The organism is Enterococcus xiangfangensis (genome assembly GCF_005405365.1).
GTDB lineage: Bacteria > Bacillota > Bacilli > Lactobacillales > Enterococcaceae > Enterococcus_A > Enterococcus_A xiangfangensis.
This window is the reverse complement of record NZ_BJDX01000001.1, coordinates 122083-139132: the sequence shown is the minus strand read 5'-3', so window position 1 is coordinate 139132 and position 17050 is coordinate 122083. Positions and strand designations below refer to the sequence as shown.

At 38.4% G+C, this 17050-nt stretch carries 16 protein-coding genes; 14 read left to right on the top strand and 2 right to left on the bottom strand.

Annotated features, from left to right (window positions below; all coding sequences use genetic code 11):
* Window positions 1-78 precede the first annotated feature (78 nt).
* Together FFM68_RS00680 and FFM68_RS00675 are read right to left on the bottom strand one after the other, a co-directional pair.
* On the bottom strand, window positions 79-1314 hold the full coding sequence (locus tag FFM68_RS00680) for an aminopeptidase (protein ID WP_137617529.1): 1236 nt from the start codon (window positions 1312-1314) through the stop codon (window positions 79-81).
* Between the two features lie 250 nt (window positions 1315-1564).
* Complete coding sequence (locus FFM68_RS00675; protein WP_137609808.1) at window positions 1565-2008, bottom strand: flavodoxin; 444 nt, start codon at window positions 2006-2008, stop codon at window positions 1565-1567.
* A gap of 340 nt (window positions 2009-2348) precedes the next feature.
* Here FFM68_RS00675 and map point away from each other — a divergent pair, with 340 nt between their 5' ends.
* The 14 genes from map (at window position 2349) to FFM68_RS00605 (ending at window position 17050) form a co-directional block, all read left to right on the top strand.
* Window positions 2349-3113: a type I methionyl aminopeptidase gene (gene map, locus FFM68_RS00670; protein ID WP_137617528.1), complete on the top strand. Its 765-nt coding sequence runs from the start codon at window positions 2349-2351 to the stop codon at window positions 3111-3113.
* 15 nt (window positions 3114-3128) lie between these two features.
* Complete coding sequence (locus FFM68_RS00665; RefSeq protein WP_137617527.1) at window positions 3129-4049, top strand: YihY/virulence factor BrkB family protein; 921 nt, start codon at window positions 3129-3131, stop codon at window positions 4047-4049.
* Between the two features lie 90 nt (window positions 4050-4139).
* A complete protein-coding gene (locus tag FFM68_RS00660; protein ID WP_137617526.1) occupies window positions 4140-5258 on the top strand; it encodes an MraY family glycosyltransferase in 1119 nt (372 codons plus the stop codon).
* Window positions 5259-5273: 15 nt separating this feature from the next.
* A complete protein-coding gene (locus tag FFM68_RS00655) occupies window positions 5274-6068 on the top strand; it encodes a glycosyltransferase (RefSeq protein WP_137617525.1) in 795 nt (264 codons plus the stop codon).
* 15 nt (window positions 6069-6083) lie between these two features.
* Window positions 6084-6821 (top strand): glycosyltransferase family 2 protein, encoded by a 738-nt coding sequence (locus tag FFM68_RS00650; protein WP_137617524.1) that lies wholly within the window; start codon window positions 6084-6086, stop codon window positions 6819-6821.
* A 231-nt stretch (window positions 6822-7052) separates the two neighbouring features.
* Window positions 7053-7922 carry a glucose-1-phosphate thymidylyltransferase RfbA gene (rfbA, locus tag FFM68_RS00645; protein WP_137617523.1) on the top strand — a complete coding sequence of 290 codons (870 nt, stop codon included), beginning with the start codon at window positions 7053-7055 and terminating at the stop codon, window positions 7920-7922.
* A 2-nt stretch (window positions 7923-7924) separates the two neighbouring features.
* Entirely contained in the window at window positions 7925-8506 is a 582-nt protein-coding gene (gene rfbC / locus FFM68_RS00640; protein WP_137617522.1) for a dTDP-4-dehydrorhamnose 3,5-epimerase, read from the top strand.
* 104 nt (window positions 8507-8610) lie between these two features.
* A complete protein-coding gene (rfbB, locus tag FFM68_RS00635) occupies window positions 8611-9639 on the top strand; it encodes a dTDP-glucose 4,6-dehydratase (RefSeq protein WP_137617521.1) in 1029 nt (342 codons plus the stop codon).
* A gap of 130 nt (window positions 9640-9769) precedes the next feature.
* Window positions 9770-10615, top strand: a complete 846-nt coding sequence (gene rfbD, locus FFM68_RS00630; RefSeq protein WP_137617520.1) for a dTDP-4-dehydrorhamnose reductase — start codon at window positions 9770-9772, stop codon at window positions 10613-10615.
* A gap of 25 nt (window positions 10616-10640) precedes the next feature.
* Window positions 10641-11501, top strand: a complete 861-nt coding sequence (locus FFM68_RS00625) for a glycosyltransferase (RefSeq protein ID WP_137617519.1) — start codon at window positions 10641-10643, stop codon at window positions 11499-11501.
* Entirely contained in the window at window positions 11470-13554 is a 2085-nt protein-coding gene (locus FFM68_RS00620) for a DUF7657 domain-containing protein (protein ID WP_137617518.1), read from the top strand. Before FFM68_RS00625 ends, FFM68_RS00620 begins: the two co-directional genes overlap by 32 nt.
* Window positions 13555-13614: 60 nt before the next feature.
* A complete protein-coding gene (locus tag FFM68_RS00615; protein ID WP_137617517.1) occupies window positions 13615-14721 on the top strand; it encodes an EpsG family protein in 1107 nt (368 codons plus the stop codon).
* A gap of 297 nt (window positions 14722-15018) precedes the next feature.
* Window positions 15019-15831 carry an ABC transporter permease gene (locus FFM68_RS00610; protein ID WP_137617516.1) on the top strand — a complete coding sequence of 271 codons (813 nt, stop codon included), beginning with the start codon at window positions 15019-15021 and terminating at the stop codon, window positions 15829-15831.
* 13 nt (window positions 15832-15844) lie between these two features.
* Entirely contained in the window at window positions 15845-17050 is a 1206-nt protein-coding gene (locus tag FFM68_RS00605; protein WP_137617515.1) for an ABC transporter ATP-binding protein, read from the top strand.

Genomic DNA, 17050 nt, shown 5'->3' with positions numbered 1-17050 from the left:
AGATCGTTGAAATAAGAAATAAAATCGTTTGTCAGAAATACAAAAACCACTTAGAAGATTTTCCTAAGTGGTTTTTTGTTAAGCCCAATCACCATTTCTAAAGATTGGAACTTTTGATCCGTCTTTGCGAATGCCATCGATAGACATTTGATCAGATCCGACCATAAAATCGACGTGAGTCTGACTGCTATTTAATCCAGCAGTAGCAAGTTCGGCTTTTGTCATTTCAGTTCCGCCTTCAACACTGAAGGGGTAAGCGGCGCCAAGTGCTAAATGATTTGATGCATTTTCATCAAATAAAGTGTTGAAGAAAGTAATTCCTGATTGAGAAATAGGTGAAGGATCAGGAACTAGCGCAACTTCGCCTAAATGTTTGGCACCTTCGTCGATATCCAATAATGAAGCCAGCACATCTGTTCCATTTTTAGCAGAAAATTCTACTACTTGCCCATGTTTAAAAGTAAATTTCATTTCAGTCAGTGTCGTTCCCGCATAGCTCAAGGGTTTTGTGCTAGTGATATAGCCATCGACACGATTACGATCTGGTGCGGTGAAGACTTCTTCTGTCGGCATGTTTGCCATAAATTCGTTGCCGTCTGCAGCGAAGCTTCCAGCACCTTCCCAAATATGATTATCTGGTAGACCAATCACGATATCTGTGCCAGGTGCAGTGTAATGAAGAGCAGAAAATTGTTCTTTGTTTAAACGTTCTGCTTGGTTTCGCATTGCAGCATCATGTTCTGCCCAAGCTTGGACGGGATCATCGTGATAGATTCGCGTCGTTTTGAAGATTTCATCCCAAAGTTGGTCCACTTGTTTTTCGCTGGAAGTATTTGGAAAAACTTTTTGAGCCCAAGCAGGACTAGCTGCGGCTACAACCGTCCAGCGTAATTTATTAGACTGAGTTGCTTCCATGACTGCTTGCAGGGCTTTTCCGCGCGCCGCTTGGAAAGAAGCCACGCGTTTAGTATCGACGCCTGCTAATGCATCCGGATCTTGTGAGACGATACTGATGCGAGTGACCCGATTTTTAGCAAACGTATTTGCTTCATCAATTTTGTAGGCAGGAACAGTCGTGATTCGCTCGTCAGAAGCATGGCTTAAAAATTCTCGTTGGATCGTATCATCGTTCCACTGAACGATAACTTCAGCGGCTCCTAATTGATAGGCTTCTTTAGTAACTAACCGTGCTAAAGCTGCTTGCTCAACGCTGGCATAAACCACAACGGTATCATTTTTTTGGACATTTCCGCCCACTTTAGCGATCAAATGGGCATATTTTTGTAAGAGTGTTTCAAAATTTGGTAAAACCATCTCTATCCCTCCGTTTCAATAGTTCTATCTTAGCATTTCTTAGGTTTTCTCAAAAGAAAAGGTGCTCAAATGAAACATAAGATATTTTTCGATTATGAATATCAGAATAACAAAAAAGGTGCGACTAAAGCCTTGTCACACCCCTTGTTTAGCAACTTCCGCAAAAAAAGTCAAAATTCTATAAAAGTTTAAGAATCAATTTTAGAAAATTTCTTCTTATTCTGTCTGCTTTTGTTAGACTCTCTTTGAACTATGAAGCTGCTTCTGCGATTTTTTTGGCGAACGCTTCTAAGTTTTCGATATCTTCTTCTTCTGCAGACATTTCAACTTTTACACTATCAGCTCCGCGAGTCGCTCCAGTTTTTATAAATGCGGCATCAAAATCATCGACGGATTTGCAATATTCATCGTAGAAGCTATCACCTGAGCCGCATACGCCAAAAATTTTTCCGCTTAAATCTAATTCTTGCAAGTCATCATAAAAATCCATGATCTCATCAGGCAAGTCGCCTTCACCGTAAGTATAAGTAGCGACAACACAAATATCGGCCGCTTCAAAATCTTCTGCATCGACTTGTGTACATTCGTCGATTTCGACTTCAAGATCTAAATTTTCGAAGGCTTCTGCGACAATGTCGGCGATTTCTTCGGTATTTCCAGTCATGCTGGCATAAACAATTTTTGCTAATGTCAAAAAAAATTCCTCCTTATTCGTTTGAATGAATTAATTTTCCAAGGAAAAATTAGTTCATTCCGAATGTCGTCTATTATTCAATTAAAGCGTTCACGCCGACAATTCAACCAAATTTTCTTCTTATCGGACTGCTAAAAGTTGAATAGACATCCTTAGTTTTAAGCTAAATTTATGGTCATTATATCAAAATAAAAATCAAAAGGAAATCACGGCTCGTTAACCATTTGTTCGCTTTATAGTGTTATGTTAAAATAAACAAGATGAAAAAGGATATTTGTCTAGTTTTTTAACCGTTGACAAATACTTGCAGAAATTATAAAAGGAACTAGGAGACGAGAACATGATTACTTTAAAATCACCCCGCGAAATTGAAATGATGAATGAATCAGGCGAATTATTGGCTGATGTCCATCGTCATTTACGAGATTTCATCAAACCGGGAATCACTAGTATGGATATTGAAAAATTTGTTAGAAACTTTATTGAAAGTCATGGCGGAACAGCCGCTCAAATCGGGTTTGAAGGTTATGAATACGCAACTTGCTGCAGTATCAACGATGAGATCTGTCACGGTTTCCCAAGAAAAAAACCGTTGAAAAATGGTGATTTGATCAAAGTTGATATGTGTGTTGAATACAAAGGCGCAATGTCTGATTCTTGCTGGTCTTATGCAGTCGGCGAAGTTGAACCTGAAATCAAACGCCTAATGGAAGTAACTAAAAAGGCAATGTATTTAGGAATCGAACAAGCTCAAGTTGGCAATCGAATCGGCGATATTGGTCATGCCATCCAAACGTATGCTGAAGGAGAAGGCTTCTCTGTTGTTAGAGATTTTGTCGGGCACGGCATTGGGCCTACGATCCATGAAGAACCAGCGATTCCGCATTATGGTGTGGCTGGCAAAGGGTTGCGTTTAAGAGAAGGCATGGTCATTACGATCGAACCAATGATCAATACTGGTGCTTGGCAGATGAAAATGGATCCAAACGGTTGGACAGCTTATACGCGTGACGGCGGATGGTGTGCACAATACGAGCATACATTGGCCATTACAAAAGAAGGACCCAAAATTTTAACTTCACAAGGTGAAGAAGGAACTTATTAGGATGACGAGGTTTTTATGGGACCAATAGATAAAATTAAAAACAATCAGAAATTAATGGGTTTTATCCAAACGATCCGAAAACATCTAACAGAAACAGAAATAGGCGACCGCTCAGTGGTAGTCGCCTATTATTTGTTGCTGTCTTTTTTTCCGCTGCTGATTATTGTGGGGAATTTGTTGCCATACTTTAATATTACGCCGGAAGTCGTCTTGCCTTATTTAAGCGAAGCGATCCCGCCGAATGTTTTCAGCTTTTTGAAACCGGCGATCACCGGATTGTTAGAAGACACGTCAGGCGGTATGTTGTCGCTTTCTGTTTTAGCGGCGTTGTGGTCTTCTAGTCGTGGGATCAATGCGTTGCAAACGGCATTGAATCGAGCTTATGGTGTTGAAAAGCGTGGGAATTTTGTCATCAGTCGAATTGTATCCGTCGGGATTGTGGGCATTTTTATGATGGCGATCATAGCGGTTGCTCTATTTTTTAGTGCAGGACAAGTAATTTTAGATGCCTTGCAGAAATTGTTGCATTTTTCTCCAGATATTATCGATACGTTTTTAACTTTACGTTGGCCAGTAACATTAGTTGGTCTGTTAGTAATTTTAGGGGGTTTGTATATCGTGATCCCGAATGCACGAGTACATCCGAAATTTGCCTTGCCGGGAACGATTTTTGCAACGATTGGCTGGATCGTCTTAGCGCAAGTCTTTAGTCTCTATGCTCAGACGTTTGCTCAACGGGTTTCCGGCTATCAAATCATTGGAAGTTTTATCGTTTTGATGTTTTGGCTAAATTTTGCGGCGACTATCATCATTTTAGGTGGAATACTGAATGTGACGATCGAAGAGTACCTGACAGGTCAAGAAGTCAAAGAAGGCTCCAATCGAGTAAACAAATGGTTCAATAAATTAAAGGATCATTTTATTAAGAAAAAATAATCTCATGTTTTGTTGTAAGTTTTTAAGAGAACCTTGTAAAGAATGTTGAATCCTATATAATAATTTTAGAAAAAAAGGGCAGGTGGCAACATGTTAGTATCCTTCGGGCTGATCGTCAGGTATTTTCTAACATTCTTGATTGCATTGATATTAACTCCAATTTTTAAAATAATTTCGGTCCAGACTGGGCTGGTAGATAATCCTAATGCACGTCGAATGAATCAAGTACCCATGCCTAGTGCGGGTGGTTTGCCGATTTTTATAACGTTTGCTATTTCTTCATTGGTTTTATTCCGTGAAGTGATTCCTTTTGATTATATCAGCAAAATTTTGTTAGGCGGTCTGATCATTGTGATCACTGGCTTGCTTGATGACAAATATGAACTTACACCTAGACAAAAAAGTATTGGCATTTTATTGGCTGCATTGGTCATTTATTATTTTGCGGGAATCCGTTTTAATTTCTTTACCGCGCCTTTGCTTGGTCGAATCAATCTTGAATGGTTGAGTTTACCAGCGACATTGTTTTGGATCTATGGAATCACCAATGCATTGAACTTGATCGATGGATTGGATGGACTTGCTTCAGGAGTATCGATCATTGGATTGACAACGATTGGTGTTATCGGGTATTTCTTTTTGCATGCCTCAACAGTCTATATCTCGTTGGCTATCTTTTGTTTGGTTGCGAGTATCATGGGATTTTTCCCTTATAATTTTCATCCCGCCAAGATCTATTTAGGCGATACTGGTGCATTGTTTTTAGGATTCATGATTGCAGTATTATCATTACAAGGGTTGAAAAATGTGACCTTTATTTCTTTGATCACACCGTTGATCATCTTAGGTGTCCCGGTAACAGATACATTTTTCGCAATCGTGCGGCGGAAAGCTAAAAATATGTCGGTTTCAGCAGCAGACAAACAGCATTTGCATCATCGGTTGTTGAATCTGGGCTTTACTCATCGCGGAGCCGTTTTAACGATCTATGCGATTGCCGTATTGTTTTCTTTTACTGCGTTATTGTTAAATTATACGAGTCGTGCAGGAACGATTGTTTTAATTGTTGCGATGCTTTTTGCGCTGACTTTCCTTTTGGAACTGATCGGTTTGATCAGCGAGAAATATAGTTTTATTACAAAAAGTTTTCGTTTCTTTGGCAACAAAGATTATCGTTTGCAAGTGCTGCATAAATATTTCAAGAAATGAGTGTTATCGTCCGTTATGAATAGCAATAATAGAAATGTGACGGTCAGCATCGTGACCCACAACAGTGACAAGATTTTTTCGAGTCTGGATGCATTGATCGAAACGTTGGGTGAAAACCAGACGATTCAAATCAAGATTTTTGATAATGCTTCAGAAGCGGGCTATCGCAAACGATTGAGTAGCTATCTTGCATATCCCTTTGTCTCGATCAATTTTCATGATGAAAATAAAGGGTTCGGTTTTGGTCATAATGTCAATTTGTTAAACACATCTGGCTATGGAATCATTTTTAATCCAGATATTATTCTTTCAGAAAATCAACTGGAAAAAATGGTTGAGCACCTCGCTGAACAATCGAATTGTGCTTTATTAGCGCCCATGATTTTAAATGAAGATGGAACGACTCAATACTTGATGCGTGATCATTTAAATGTTTTTGATTATATTTTGCGTTTTGTTCCGTTTAAGTCTGTCAAAAAGCTTTTTGATAAACGTTTGGCGAAGTTTGAATGTCGTGACTTGCCAGATGATCGAGACAGCTATGTCCGAATGATCTCAGGCAGTTTTATGGTAGTTGATTTGGCGAAGTTTAATGAGATCGCAGGCTTTGATGAGCGCTACTTTATGTATTTTGAAGACAACGATCTCTGTCGCAAAGTAGAACAAGCGGGATATCAGGTGATGTATAGTCCGCAATTTTCAGTAGTGCACTTGTACGAACGCGGAGCGGTCAAAAGCCGCAAACTATTTTTTGTTTTTTTACAGTCCATGGGAAAATATTTTCATAAGTGGGGCTGGCAATTTTTTTGATGATGGAGGTAGGGAATGGATAAGCGGTCCAAGACGAGAATTTCCGTTTGTATGGCAACATACAACGGCCGTCACTTTATTGAAGAACAATTGAACAGCATATTCCCACAACTTTCAGAATATGACGAGCTGATTATTTCCGACGACCATTCAACCGATGGAACGTGGGAATTTTTATTAGAATTAAAAGCCAAAGAGCCGCGAATCAAACTTTTTCAAAATAAGGGAAGAGGCGTAATCGCAAATTTTACCAATGCCATTCAGCAAAGTACGCACTCGATTATTTTCTTAAGTGATCAAGATGATGTTTGGCAGCCGGATAAAGTAGAAAAAATGCTGCCGTATTTTGAAAATCCGCAAACACAAGTCGTTGTGTCTGATTTGGTTATCGTGGACAATGAGTTTAAAGTTTTAGCGCCGTCTTATCAAGCGATGCGCCGCACCCGTGCGGGATTTTGGCACAACCTTGTTAAAAGCAGTTATATCGGTGCTGGGATGGCATTTCGTTCAGAATTCAAAGCAATTATTTTGCCGATTCCACCGACTGTTCCAATGCACGATATGTGGATTGGCTTGCTGGCTGATTATTATCATGGCGTCGTTTTTATTCCCGATCCGTTAGTTTATTATCGCAGGCATGGATTGAATGCGTCAGAAATCAAAACTACCGCTTCGCGGATCCAGCAATTCAAATGGCGCTGGAATGCGTTGCGCTTAGTCAGAGAAAGAATAAAGGAAGTTAAAAAAAAGTAATAAAACGATTTTTCTAACACCTAACATCAGGTATAATGTTATCGTATGTATTGAAAGAATCATGATTTTGCTTTTATCAGTCAAAGTCAGCAATCAGTTGGCGATGAGGAAAAAAAGAATCTCTTACCAAACGGTTTTTAAAGTTGATCCGCAAATGCAAAAAAATTGTTCATCTGGCAGAAAGTCGGATCGGTAAGAGAAATGAACCCATTAAGAATAGGAAGTGTACGCATGAAAGGAATCATTTTAGCAGGAGGCAGCGGTACGCGTTTGTACCCGTTAACTAAAGCAACATCAAAACAATTAATGCCGGTTTATGATAAACCGATGATCTACTATCCAATGTCCACATTGATGTTGGCTGGGATCAATGAGATTTTGATCATTTCAACGCCGCAAGACACACCGCGTTTTGAAAATCTTTTAGGCGATGGTCGTGAATTAGGGATCCATATTGAGTATGCGGTACAAGAAAGTCCGGATGGCTTGGCACAAGCATTTATTATCGGCGAAGAATTTATCGGCGACGACAGCGTCTGCCTAGTTTTAGGTGACAATATTTATTATGGCGATGGTCTTTCTCGTATGTTGCAACGAGCAGCAAAGAAAACTGAAGGCGCGACGGTTTTCGGTTATCACGTAAATGATCCAGAACGGTTTGGTGTCGTAGAATTTGATGGCGGCATGCAAGCTGTTTCAATCGAAGAAAAACCAGAAAAACCAAAATCACATTATGCAGTGACTGGGTTGTATTTCTATGATAACGATGTTGTTGAGATCGCAAAAAATATTCAGCCGTCAGAACGCGGAGAATTAGAAATTACCGACGTCAATAAGGAATACTTGAAACGGAATAAACTATCCGTTGAAGTAATGAGCCGTGGTTTTGCTTGGTTAGATACAGGCACGCACGAATCGTTATTAGAAGCATCGACCTTTATTTCGACGATTGAAAAACGTCAAAATTTAAAAGTGGCTTGCTTAGAAGAAATTTCTTATCGGATGGGTTATATCACGAAAGAACAATTAGTAGAATTAGCACAACCATTGAAGAAAAACCAATACGGTCAATACTTATTACGTTTAGCAGAAGAGGAATAATCATGGGAAAAATCAAAGTAACAGAAACTAATTTAACCGACGTCAAAATTATCGAACCAGCTGTCTTCGGCGATCATCGCGGATTTTTTACTGAAAGTTATTCAGTGGAGGACTTCAAAGCGGCTGGAATTGATTTTGACTTTATTCAAGACAATCATTCATTATCGACACAACCAGGCGTTTTACGAGGCTTGCATTTTCAAAAAGGCAAATCTGCACAAACTAAATTGATTCGTGTAGTGACTGGTGCAGTGCTTGATGTAATCGTAGATATCCGTAAAGGCAGTCCAACTTATGGGAAATGGGAAGGCTATATTCTTTCAGAACACAATCACCGTCAATTATTGGTTCCTCGCGGTTTTGCACATGGTTTTGTAACACTGACGCCAAATGTCAATTTCATGTACAAATGCGATAACTACTATGATGCAGAAGCGGATGGTGGTATTTCATTTGCCGATCCAGAGTTAGCAATCGATTGGCCGATCGCAATCGAAAAGGCGATCACATCAGAAAAAGATGCCAAACAACCAACTTTGAAGGAATTTGAAGCAGAAAATCCTTTCGTTTACGGTGAAATCTAGAACGCTAGCCCCATTCTAGATCAGCCTAGCAACTGGCGAGCAGCAAATTCATTTTTTGATTTTAGAAAAATGATTACTTAATACAAAATAGGAGTAAATTATTGATGAAAAATATTATCGTAACCGGTGGAGCGGGTTTTATCGGCTCTAACTTTGTTCATTATGTTGTAAATAATCATCCAGAAGTCCACGTGACGGTCTTGGATAAATTAACTTACGCAGGCAATCGAGAAAATCTAGCAGGTCTACCTGCTGATCGAGTAGAATTAGTTGTGGGCGATATCGCTGACGCTGATTTAGTGGATCGTTTGGTCCAAAAAACGGACGCGGTGGTTCATTATGCTGCAGAATCGCACAATGACAATTCATTAAAAGATCCATTTCCGTTTATCCAAACGAATATCATTGGAACTTATACATTGATTGAAGCTTGTCGCAAACACAATGTCCGGTATCATCACGTTTCTACTGATGAAGTCTACGGCGATCTTCCCTTAAGAGAAGATCTACCTGGTCATGGCGAAGGTGAAGGCGAGAAATTCACGGCAGAAACACCTTATAACCCTTCAAGCCCCTATTCATCAAGCAAAGCCGGCTCAGATCTGTTAGTCAAAGCATGGGTTCGTTCATTTGGTTTGCAAGCAACGATTTCAAATTGTTCAAACAACTACGGCCCATACCAACATATCGAGAAATTTATTCCGCGCCAAATTACGAATATTTTAAAAGGAATCCGTCCAAAATTATATGGTGACGGAAAAAATGTTCGCGACTGGATCCATACTAATGATCATTCTTCAGCTGTTTGGTTGATTTTGACTAAAGGAAAAATCGGCGAGACATATTTGATCGGTGCTGATGGCGAAGAAGACAATAAAACTGTAATGGAAATTATTTTAGAAGAAATGGGTCAATCAAAAGATGCCTACGATCACGTGAAAGACCGTGCGGGTCATGATCTACGTTATGCGATCGATTCGACTAAATTACGTGAAGAGTTAGGTTGGACGCCAGAATTTACTAATTTCCGTGCGGGAATGAAAGATACCATTGATTGGTATACAGAGCATGAAGATTGGTGGAGTGCTGAAAAAGAAGCGGTTGAAAGTAATTACGCGAAAAACGGCCAATAATACAAATTGAAATAGGCAGGGAGATCCTGCCTTTTTTATCGGTTTTTCTTTTGCTGATTTTTTTGAAGTTTAGATAAAAATAGCAGACCAACTTTACAGAAAAATAGTTTAATAAAAGGAGTAGAGGTAAATGATCTTAATCACAGGTGGACATGGACAATTAGGAACAGAACTGCGTCATTTGTTGGATGAAAAAAATATCGAGTATGTCTCAACCGATGCAGACCAATTGGATATTACAGATAAAGAAGGTACTTATAAATTCATCACTGAAATGAAGCCAGAAATCATTTATCATTGCGCAGCGTATACGGCTGTCGATAAAGCAGAAGATGAAGGCAAAGAACTAGATGAAAAAATCAATGTTGATGGTACGCGCAATGTAGCCGAAGCGGCTAAAGCTGCCGGCTCAACATTAGTTTATATCAGTACAGATTATGTTTTTGACGGCAATAACAAAGACGGCATGTATAAAGTGGACGCGGCAACTAATCCATTGAATGAATATGGCCGAACAAAATTGTTAGGTGAAAAAGCGGTACAAGAGATCATGGACGATTATTATATTATCCGTACTTCTTGGGTATTTGGTATTTACGGCCACAACTTCATTTATACAATGCAAAAATTAGCTGAGACCCATGACCATTTGACTGTCGTAAACGATCAATTCGGCCGTCCAACTTGGACCCGGACTTTAGCTGAATTCATGACATTTGTGATTGCAGAAAAAGCACCATTTGGCGTGTATCATTTATCAAATGAAAACAGCTGTTCATGGTATGAGTTTGCAAAAGAAATCTTGAAAGATACCGCAGTGGAAGTAGCACCAGTAACTTCAGCAGAGTATCCGCAAAAAGCAACTCGTCCGCAATATTCAGTGATGGATTTAAGCAAAGCAAAAGTACTTGGTTTTGAGATCCCAACGTGGCAAGAAGCCCTAGCTAGCTTTCTTGAATTAGAAGCAAAACAATAAATCAAAAGATTTGGAGGTAAGAAGTTTGTTTGAACTAGTAGTGGTTTTATATCAGATGACTTATTTAGAATCGTCGACGATCACCAGTTTGAACAAGCTGCTTGCCTCTGAGACTTTTCCTGAAATAAAAAAAATCTTGATTTTCGATAACAGCAAGCAAGTTAATGAACCCGAAGGATTAGACAGACGCTTCAATTATCATCATAGCCCGTCAAATGTCGGTTTGGCACAAGCCTATAATTACGCTTTGAGCCAATGCAGTGATGAAACTGACTGGCTGGTAACACTCGATCAAGATACGATCCTTACAAAAGAATATTTACAAGAACTAATAAAAACTTCTTTAGAATCTGCAGAAGCAACTGCAGCGATTGCTCCTGTGATAAAAGATCAGAAACAACAGATTTCACCGGTCCGCAGCGATACTTTGCGACCATTACATAGCACGTTGCCTCAAGGCAATCAAACATATTCGCAAGATATTATGGTGATCAACTCAGCGACAGCACTACGGGTAAGTTTCCTGCAAGAAATCGGCGGCTATAACTTAGATTTTCCGTTAGACTACTTGGACCATTGGTTGAGTTGGGAGATTTTCATTAAAAAGAAACAAATCAGCATTTTATCGCAAAAATTACATCATCAATTATCAGTTTTAAATTATGCGGAGCAAATGAATTTCTCTCGCTATCAAGCCATTTTATCTGCTGAAAGGCGCTATTATTCGTTTTATAATACACAACTGCTTTCGCAATATCAGCGACAATTATTTTTGCGCGGCTGTAAACAAATTTTAACTGGAAACTTTAATTACGGAAAAATCACATTTAAATTTTTAATCGCAGGGGGAGACAATGGAGACAAGAACACAAAAGCGAATCAGTGAAGAATCCTATGAAAGAACGAATCCTTTTATTTGGATCATTGATCAGATTATTCGTTTTCGTTACATCATTGGTATAGTTTTTCTGTTCATTATCGTTGCACTGAATTTGAATGGAAGTTCAATCGGCTCTTGGGATAAAATTGTTTCAGAGCGTAGCGATGACAAGACATCTGATGTAATTTTTGGCGAGAATCGAGAAGTGCGCTCGGATGAATGGATGGTCCAGACACCTTTTTATTTTTCACAAGCTGAAAGTGATTATCCAGTTGTGAATAAGCAGTATGGTAAAGAAGGTCAGAACATGATCATTGCCTACAATTCACCAGTGAAAGATTTAACATTGATTGGGAAACCATTCAATTGGGGCTTTCTCTTTTTAGGAAAAGAACGAGGCTTGTCTTTTTATTGGGGTTTTAAAATTATCGGAATGCTCTTATTAAGTTTTGAATTAGTCATGATTTTGACGAAACGGAATAAATATTTATCATTGCTCGGATCTTTCTGGATCACTTTTTCGCCAGCAATCCAATGGTGGTTCATGCAGCATGTGGGAGATTTAATCTTTTTTACACTAGCAATCATGGTAGGAATTTATCATTTCATTGCGCAGCATGAGAAGGTCCGATTGAGGTTGGCGATGATGGCATTAATCGTTATCAATGGAATCGGCTTTGTCTTAGTTTTATATCCAGCTCATCAAGTTCCTTTAGTATACTTGATACTTTTCTGGCTGTTTGGGATACTGATTCACTTCCGGAAAGAGCTGGTATTAGATATCTGGGATTTGCCGATCATTATTGGTGGACTGGGGATCATCGGGGTTGTCCTATCTCATTTTTACAGTACTTCAAAAGAGGCTATTGACGCAACGCTTAACACGATATATCCAGGGAAACGCGAAGCTAGTGGCGGTGGGCGTCCACCTTCTGACTATTTTCTATTTTTAACCAATTGGAAGATTCCGTTTAATGATTTTGATTTTCATGGGACAAATAATGGAGAAATCGCTTCTTATTTCAATTTCTTTCCATTAACAATTCTTTTGTCACCATTCATTTTCTTTTCTAAACGAGGCAAAGAAGAAAAATATCTCGGTATAATCTTAGGTTTATTCTGTTGTTTCATTTTTGGCTGGACTTTCTTTGGCTATAGTCATGGATTTGCGAAAGCATTGATGTTGACGTACGTAACAAGTACACGAGGATTAGTAACTTTAGGTTTTGGCACGGTTTTATTATCACTGTGGATGATCAATTTTATTTGGCAATATGCAAAGATTCCTGGTTGGCTAAAATTAGTTTTCTTAGGATTAGTCATTGTTTTGGCAACACATTCTTTAACGACTTCTGTAATGGGGCTATATTTCAATAAACTTGAAATGATTACAACGTTAGTAGTCTTTGCGTTGATTCTCTTTAGTTTGTTATTCAAGTTGAAAAAAACATTTTTGATTGCAATGAGTGTGGTCGTCTTAGCATCTGGTATTTTTGTCAATCCAGTCGTTCATGGTACAGGAGCGATTGACAAGAAAGTATTAGCTGAAGAGATCATCAAGATTAAAAATGAAGATCCAAATGCTGTGTGGTTGTCTGAAGGAGATCTTTATAATTTTCCTCCGGCATTAGGCGTAAAAACGATCAACTCTGTACGCTTTTATCCAGACATGAAATTGTGGCATAAGATTGATCCTAAACGCAAGAATGAAAAGATCTATAATCGGTATGCTCATACACGGGCGTTTATTACTGCCGATAAGACGAAGTTCCATCTAGATCGACCAGATAACTTTACCGTCAATATTAATTTTACCGATTGTAAAAAATTGGGTGTCCAGTATGTAATCAGTAACCGACCACTAGAAGATTACAATGCATTAAACTATGCGCAATTTGAGCAACTCTATGGTCCGGATGATGACAAGTGGTCGATTTATCGATTGAGCTTTACTTCGGATGATACACAAGCAGAGGTCGCAGAGGATCCTATTGGTGGGACAGATGATTATCAAGAGATCCCTCAACAAGCACCGAATGATTACGAATATATTAATTAAATAATAGCAAAATGATTTTTGATTTTTATCTATAACTTTAGAAAGAAATTGGGTGTGTACATGAGTTACTTACTTTTTTTAGGTATTGGAAGTTTGACGGCGATTTTTAGAAAAAATAGAATAATCTGCGCCGGATTAGTCGCGCTTTTCTGGATAGCTATGACTTTTAATACTTTGATTGCGGATAGAGGACAGTATCAGAAATTTTACAGCGATCCTATTGCCGCAAAAGAAGAGTGGGGATACACTCAGCTTCAACTTGTGGCAAAAGCAATGGGATTATCTTTCCAAGCGTTTTTTGCGATTATCATCGGTGCAGCTTTATTGTTGATTCTATACGCCGTTTTACGAGCATCTCTTAATCCAGGTTGGACACTGATCTTCTATTTAATCTTTCCCTTTACAATGGATGCTGCGCAAGTCAGAAGTTTTGTAGCGGCGGCATTTATTACTGCCGGATTAGTTGTTTTAGCAAAAGATCGCAGTTTATTAAGTATCGTAAAATATTTGATTTTTGTTACGGGTGGTGTGATGTTCCACTATTCTGCACTTTTTTTCTACTTAGTAGTAATTGCTTACTTAGTACCGCCGCTGATTCTATATCTAGCGACAACATTTATTGCTTTATTTACTGCTGTGAATCTCAGCAGCATACTACGACTTGCAGGTCGTTTGCTGCCGTTTATCGAATACAAAATTGAACGTTACTATAATACTAAGCTGATGACAGCTCCCACAGAGGTCAGAGGCTACACGATTTATTTGATTTTACTGTCTTTATTAGCCTTAGTTGGCTGGTTAATGATTCGTCACAGTCTTAAAAATCCTAATGACCGGTCATTTGCTAATAAGCGGCATTTGGAAAAAATCAACAACTATTATTACGACCATGCAACGTTAATAATAAAAGTAAATGCACTGTTGATGCTGGCGATTCCCTTGATATCAATCTCAGTAAGTTTTGATCGACTGATTAGAGCCTGTCTATTGTCGAATTACATTCTTTTTGCTAATGCGTTGGGTTCTAAGACGAGTTGGTGGGTAAAGCTTTTATTTGCGATAGCATGTTTGATCTTTGTAGGATACTATTGTAACTTTTATATTTATTCACGGTTTCCTGAAGTGGTCTTTCGTTCCGTATTTGAACAAAATTTGATTTTACCTTAAGGCTAAATAAGATAATAAAACGCACTTAAAATGATGTAGAGGGTCATTTTAAGTGCGTTTTTCAACGTGGTTGAATATTGCTAAATTCTCAAGAAAAAGCGGTATTCGGGAATATAAGGTTTTTAATAAACAATATTTAGAACACAAAAAAATTTTATCAAAAAAGAGTGGACGACTCCTGATTGATTTAACGAAGCTTTTCTTAATAGCCTTGCTTTTACATATATCTTTCTGTAGAATAGTAGCGTTAATCAACTATAGAAATAATAAATAAAGTGTTAGATGAGAGGAAAAAAAATGCTCAAAGACTTGTTTAGTTTTTTTAAAGAAATTTTTCAAAATCGTACCTTAGTAAAACAATTTTCTGTGAATGATTTCAAGGCTCGTTATGCTGGCTCGGCGTTAGGTATTTTCTGGGCTTTTGCTAATCCATTAGTGATGGTCGTAACTTACTGGTTTGTTTTCGGAGTTGGATTTAAAGCAGCGATGACTGATGGAAAGTATCCATTCATTGTTTTCTTGTTGACCGGTTTGGTGCCATGGATGTATTTTTCAGAAGTATTAGGATCTGCCACGAACGTATTTCGTGAATACAGTTACTTAGTTAAAAAAGTTGTGTTTAATATCCGGATCTTACCGTCTGTTAAATTATTTTCCGGGCTGTTCATGCACATCTTTTTCATTGTGATCGCTTTGATCGTAGCGATTTTTAATCACTCGGTTCCTAGTCTGCACCTGCTGCAGCTATTCTATTATCTTTTCGCAATGATGATGTTTTTGACAGGGTTAACTTGGATCACATCTTCAATCCAACCATTTTTTCCAGACATCAATCAATTTATCGGTGTCATCATGCAAGCATTGATGTGGGGAACGCCTGTCTTATGGAGTATTAACCAATTTGCGGCACATCCTACGATTCAATTTATTTTAAAATTTAATCCAATGTTTTATGTCGTCCAAGGGTACCGTGACGCATTCTTTGGCGAGCAATGGTTTTGGGAAAAACCGCTATTATCGATCTATTTTTGGATCATAACTTTGATTTTATTAGTGGTCGGCAGTATTGTCTTAAAACGCTTGAAACCACATTTTTCTGATGTTTTATAAGGAGATAAACTAAATGACTGAAACAGTAATCGAAATCAACCATTTAACAAAGAAATATGATATGTATAAGAAGCCTTCTGATCGTTTGAAGGAAGCATTGAGTCCAACGAGAAAAACGTATCATGAAGTTTTTTACGCTTTGAACGATGTAAACGTCCAAGTGAAAAAAGGTGAGATGATCGGATTTATCGGAGAAAACGGTTCAGGTAAATCTACTATTTTAAAGATCATCACAGGTGTGCTGACGCCTTCTGAAGGCGAAGTCAAGATCGAAGGGAATATCGCAGCGCTATTGGAACTTGGTTCTGGCTTTAACCCAGAATACAGCGGCTATGAAAATATTTTTCTTAACGGAATGGTATTAGGTTTTTCTCGAGAAGAAATGCAAGAAAAGGTTGATGATATCATCAACTTCGCTGATATTGGCGATCATTTATACCAGCCAGTAAAAACCTATTCAAGCGGGATGTTTGTTCGATTAGCCTTTGCTGTAGCAATCAATGTCGATCCGGATATTTTGATCGTAGATGAAGCGTTAGCGGTTGGAGATTTGGAATTCCAATTGAAATGTATGGAAAAATTCACGGAATTGCGAAACGCTGGTAAAACGATCCTGTTCGTTTCTCATGACGTGAACGCGGTTCGCCGCTTTTGTGACCGCGTTTATTGGTTGAAAAATGGTGTGGTTGAAGCAGAAGGCGAAACAATGGAAATCACAGAAACATACGAAAACTTCTTGAAGAAAAAATCTTTAAAAACAGTCGATCGTGATAGTTCGACTTCTGAAGAATTTTCGGCCTATGACATTGTTGAAGTGAAATCGGCAGAATTATTGGATGGTGATTTACAACCATTGGAATTAGTCGAACAAGACAGCAAAGTCGTGGTGAAAGTGACTTATAATGTAAAAGATGATTCGATCAAGAAACCAGTTTTAGGCGTAGCGATTCGAACGGTTGATAATAATTACGTCTGTGGTCTAAACACATTGTTGGATGAAGAATCCATTCCTTGGGAAAAAGGGGAAAACATCTTCTATTTAGAATATGAAAAGATGGCACTTTTAGGCGGCGAATATTACTTTGACGTGGCCCTCTTTGAAGAAAATGCAACGGTGCCGCTAGTTTATAAAACAAGATATGTGACTATGTTCATTTCTGGAAAATATGTCGGCGAAGGCATCGTCGTTTTGGATCATAAATGGAAGGATACGATTTAA

Coding starts and splice junctions, on each gene's coding strand:
- FFM68_RS00680 (WP_137617529.1), bottom strand. CDS start 1,314: ATGGTTTTACCAAATTTTGAAACACTCTTACAAAAATATGCCCATTTG.
- map (WP_137617528.1), top strand. CDS start 2,349: ATGATTACTTTAAAATCACCCCGCGAAATTGAAATGATGAATGAATCA.
- FFM68_RS00665 (WP_137617527.1), top strand. CDS start 3,129: ATGGGACCAATAGATAAAATTAAAAACAATCAGAAATTAATGGGTTTT.
- FFM68_RS00660 (WP_137617526.1), top strand. CDS start 4,140: ATGTTAGTATCCTTCGGGCTGATCGTCAGGTATTTTCTAACATTCTTG.
- FFM68_RS00655 (WP_137617525.1), top strand. CDS start 5,274: ATGAATAGCAATAATAGAAATGTGACGGTCAGCATCGTGACCCACAAC.
- FFM68_RS00650 (WP_137617524.1), top strand. CDS start 6,084: ATGGATAAGCGGTCCAAGACGAGAATTTCCGTTTGTATGGCAACATAC.
- rfbA (WP_137617523.1), top strand. CDS start 7,053: ATGAAAGGAATCATTTTAGCAGGAGGCAGCGGTACGCGTTTGTACCCG.
- rfbC (WP_137617522.1), top strand. CDS start 7,925: ATGGGAAAAATCAAAGTAACAGAAACTAATTTAACCGACGTCAAAATT.
- rfbB (WP_137617521.1), top strand. CDS start 8,611: ATGAAAAATATTATCGTAACCGGTGGAGCGGGTTTTATCGGCTCTAAC.
- rfbD (WP_137617520.1), top strand. CDS start 9,770: ATGATCTTAATCACAGGTGGACATGGACAATTAGGAACAGAACTGCGT.
- FFM68_RS00620 (WP_137617518.1), top strand. CDS start 11,470: ATGGAGACAAGAACACAAAAGCGAATCAGTGAAGAATCCTATGAAAGA.
- FFM68_RS00615 (WP_137617517.1), top strand. CDS start 13,615: ATGAGTTACTTACTTTTTTTAGGTATTGGAAGTTTGACGGCGATTTTT.
- FFM68_RS00610 (WP_137617516.1), top strand. CDS start 15,019: ATGCTCAAAGACTTGTTTAGTTTTTTTAAAGAAATTTTTCAAAATCGT.
- FFM68_RS00605 (WP_137617515.1), top strand. CDS start 15,845: ATGACTGAAACAGTAATCGAAATCAACCATTTAACAAAGAAATATGAT.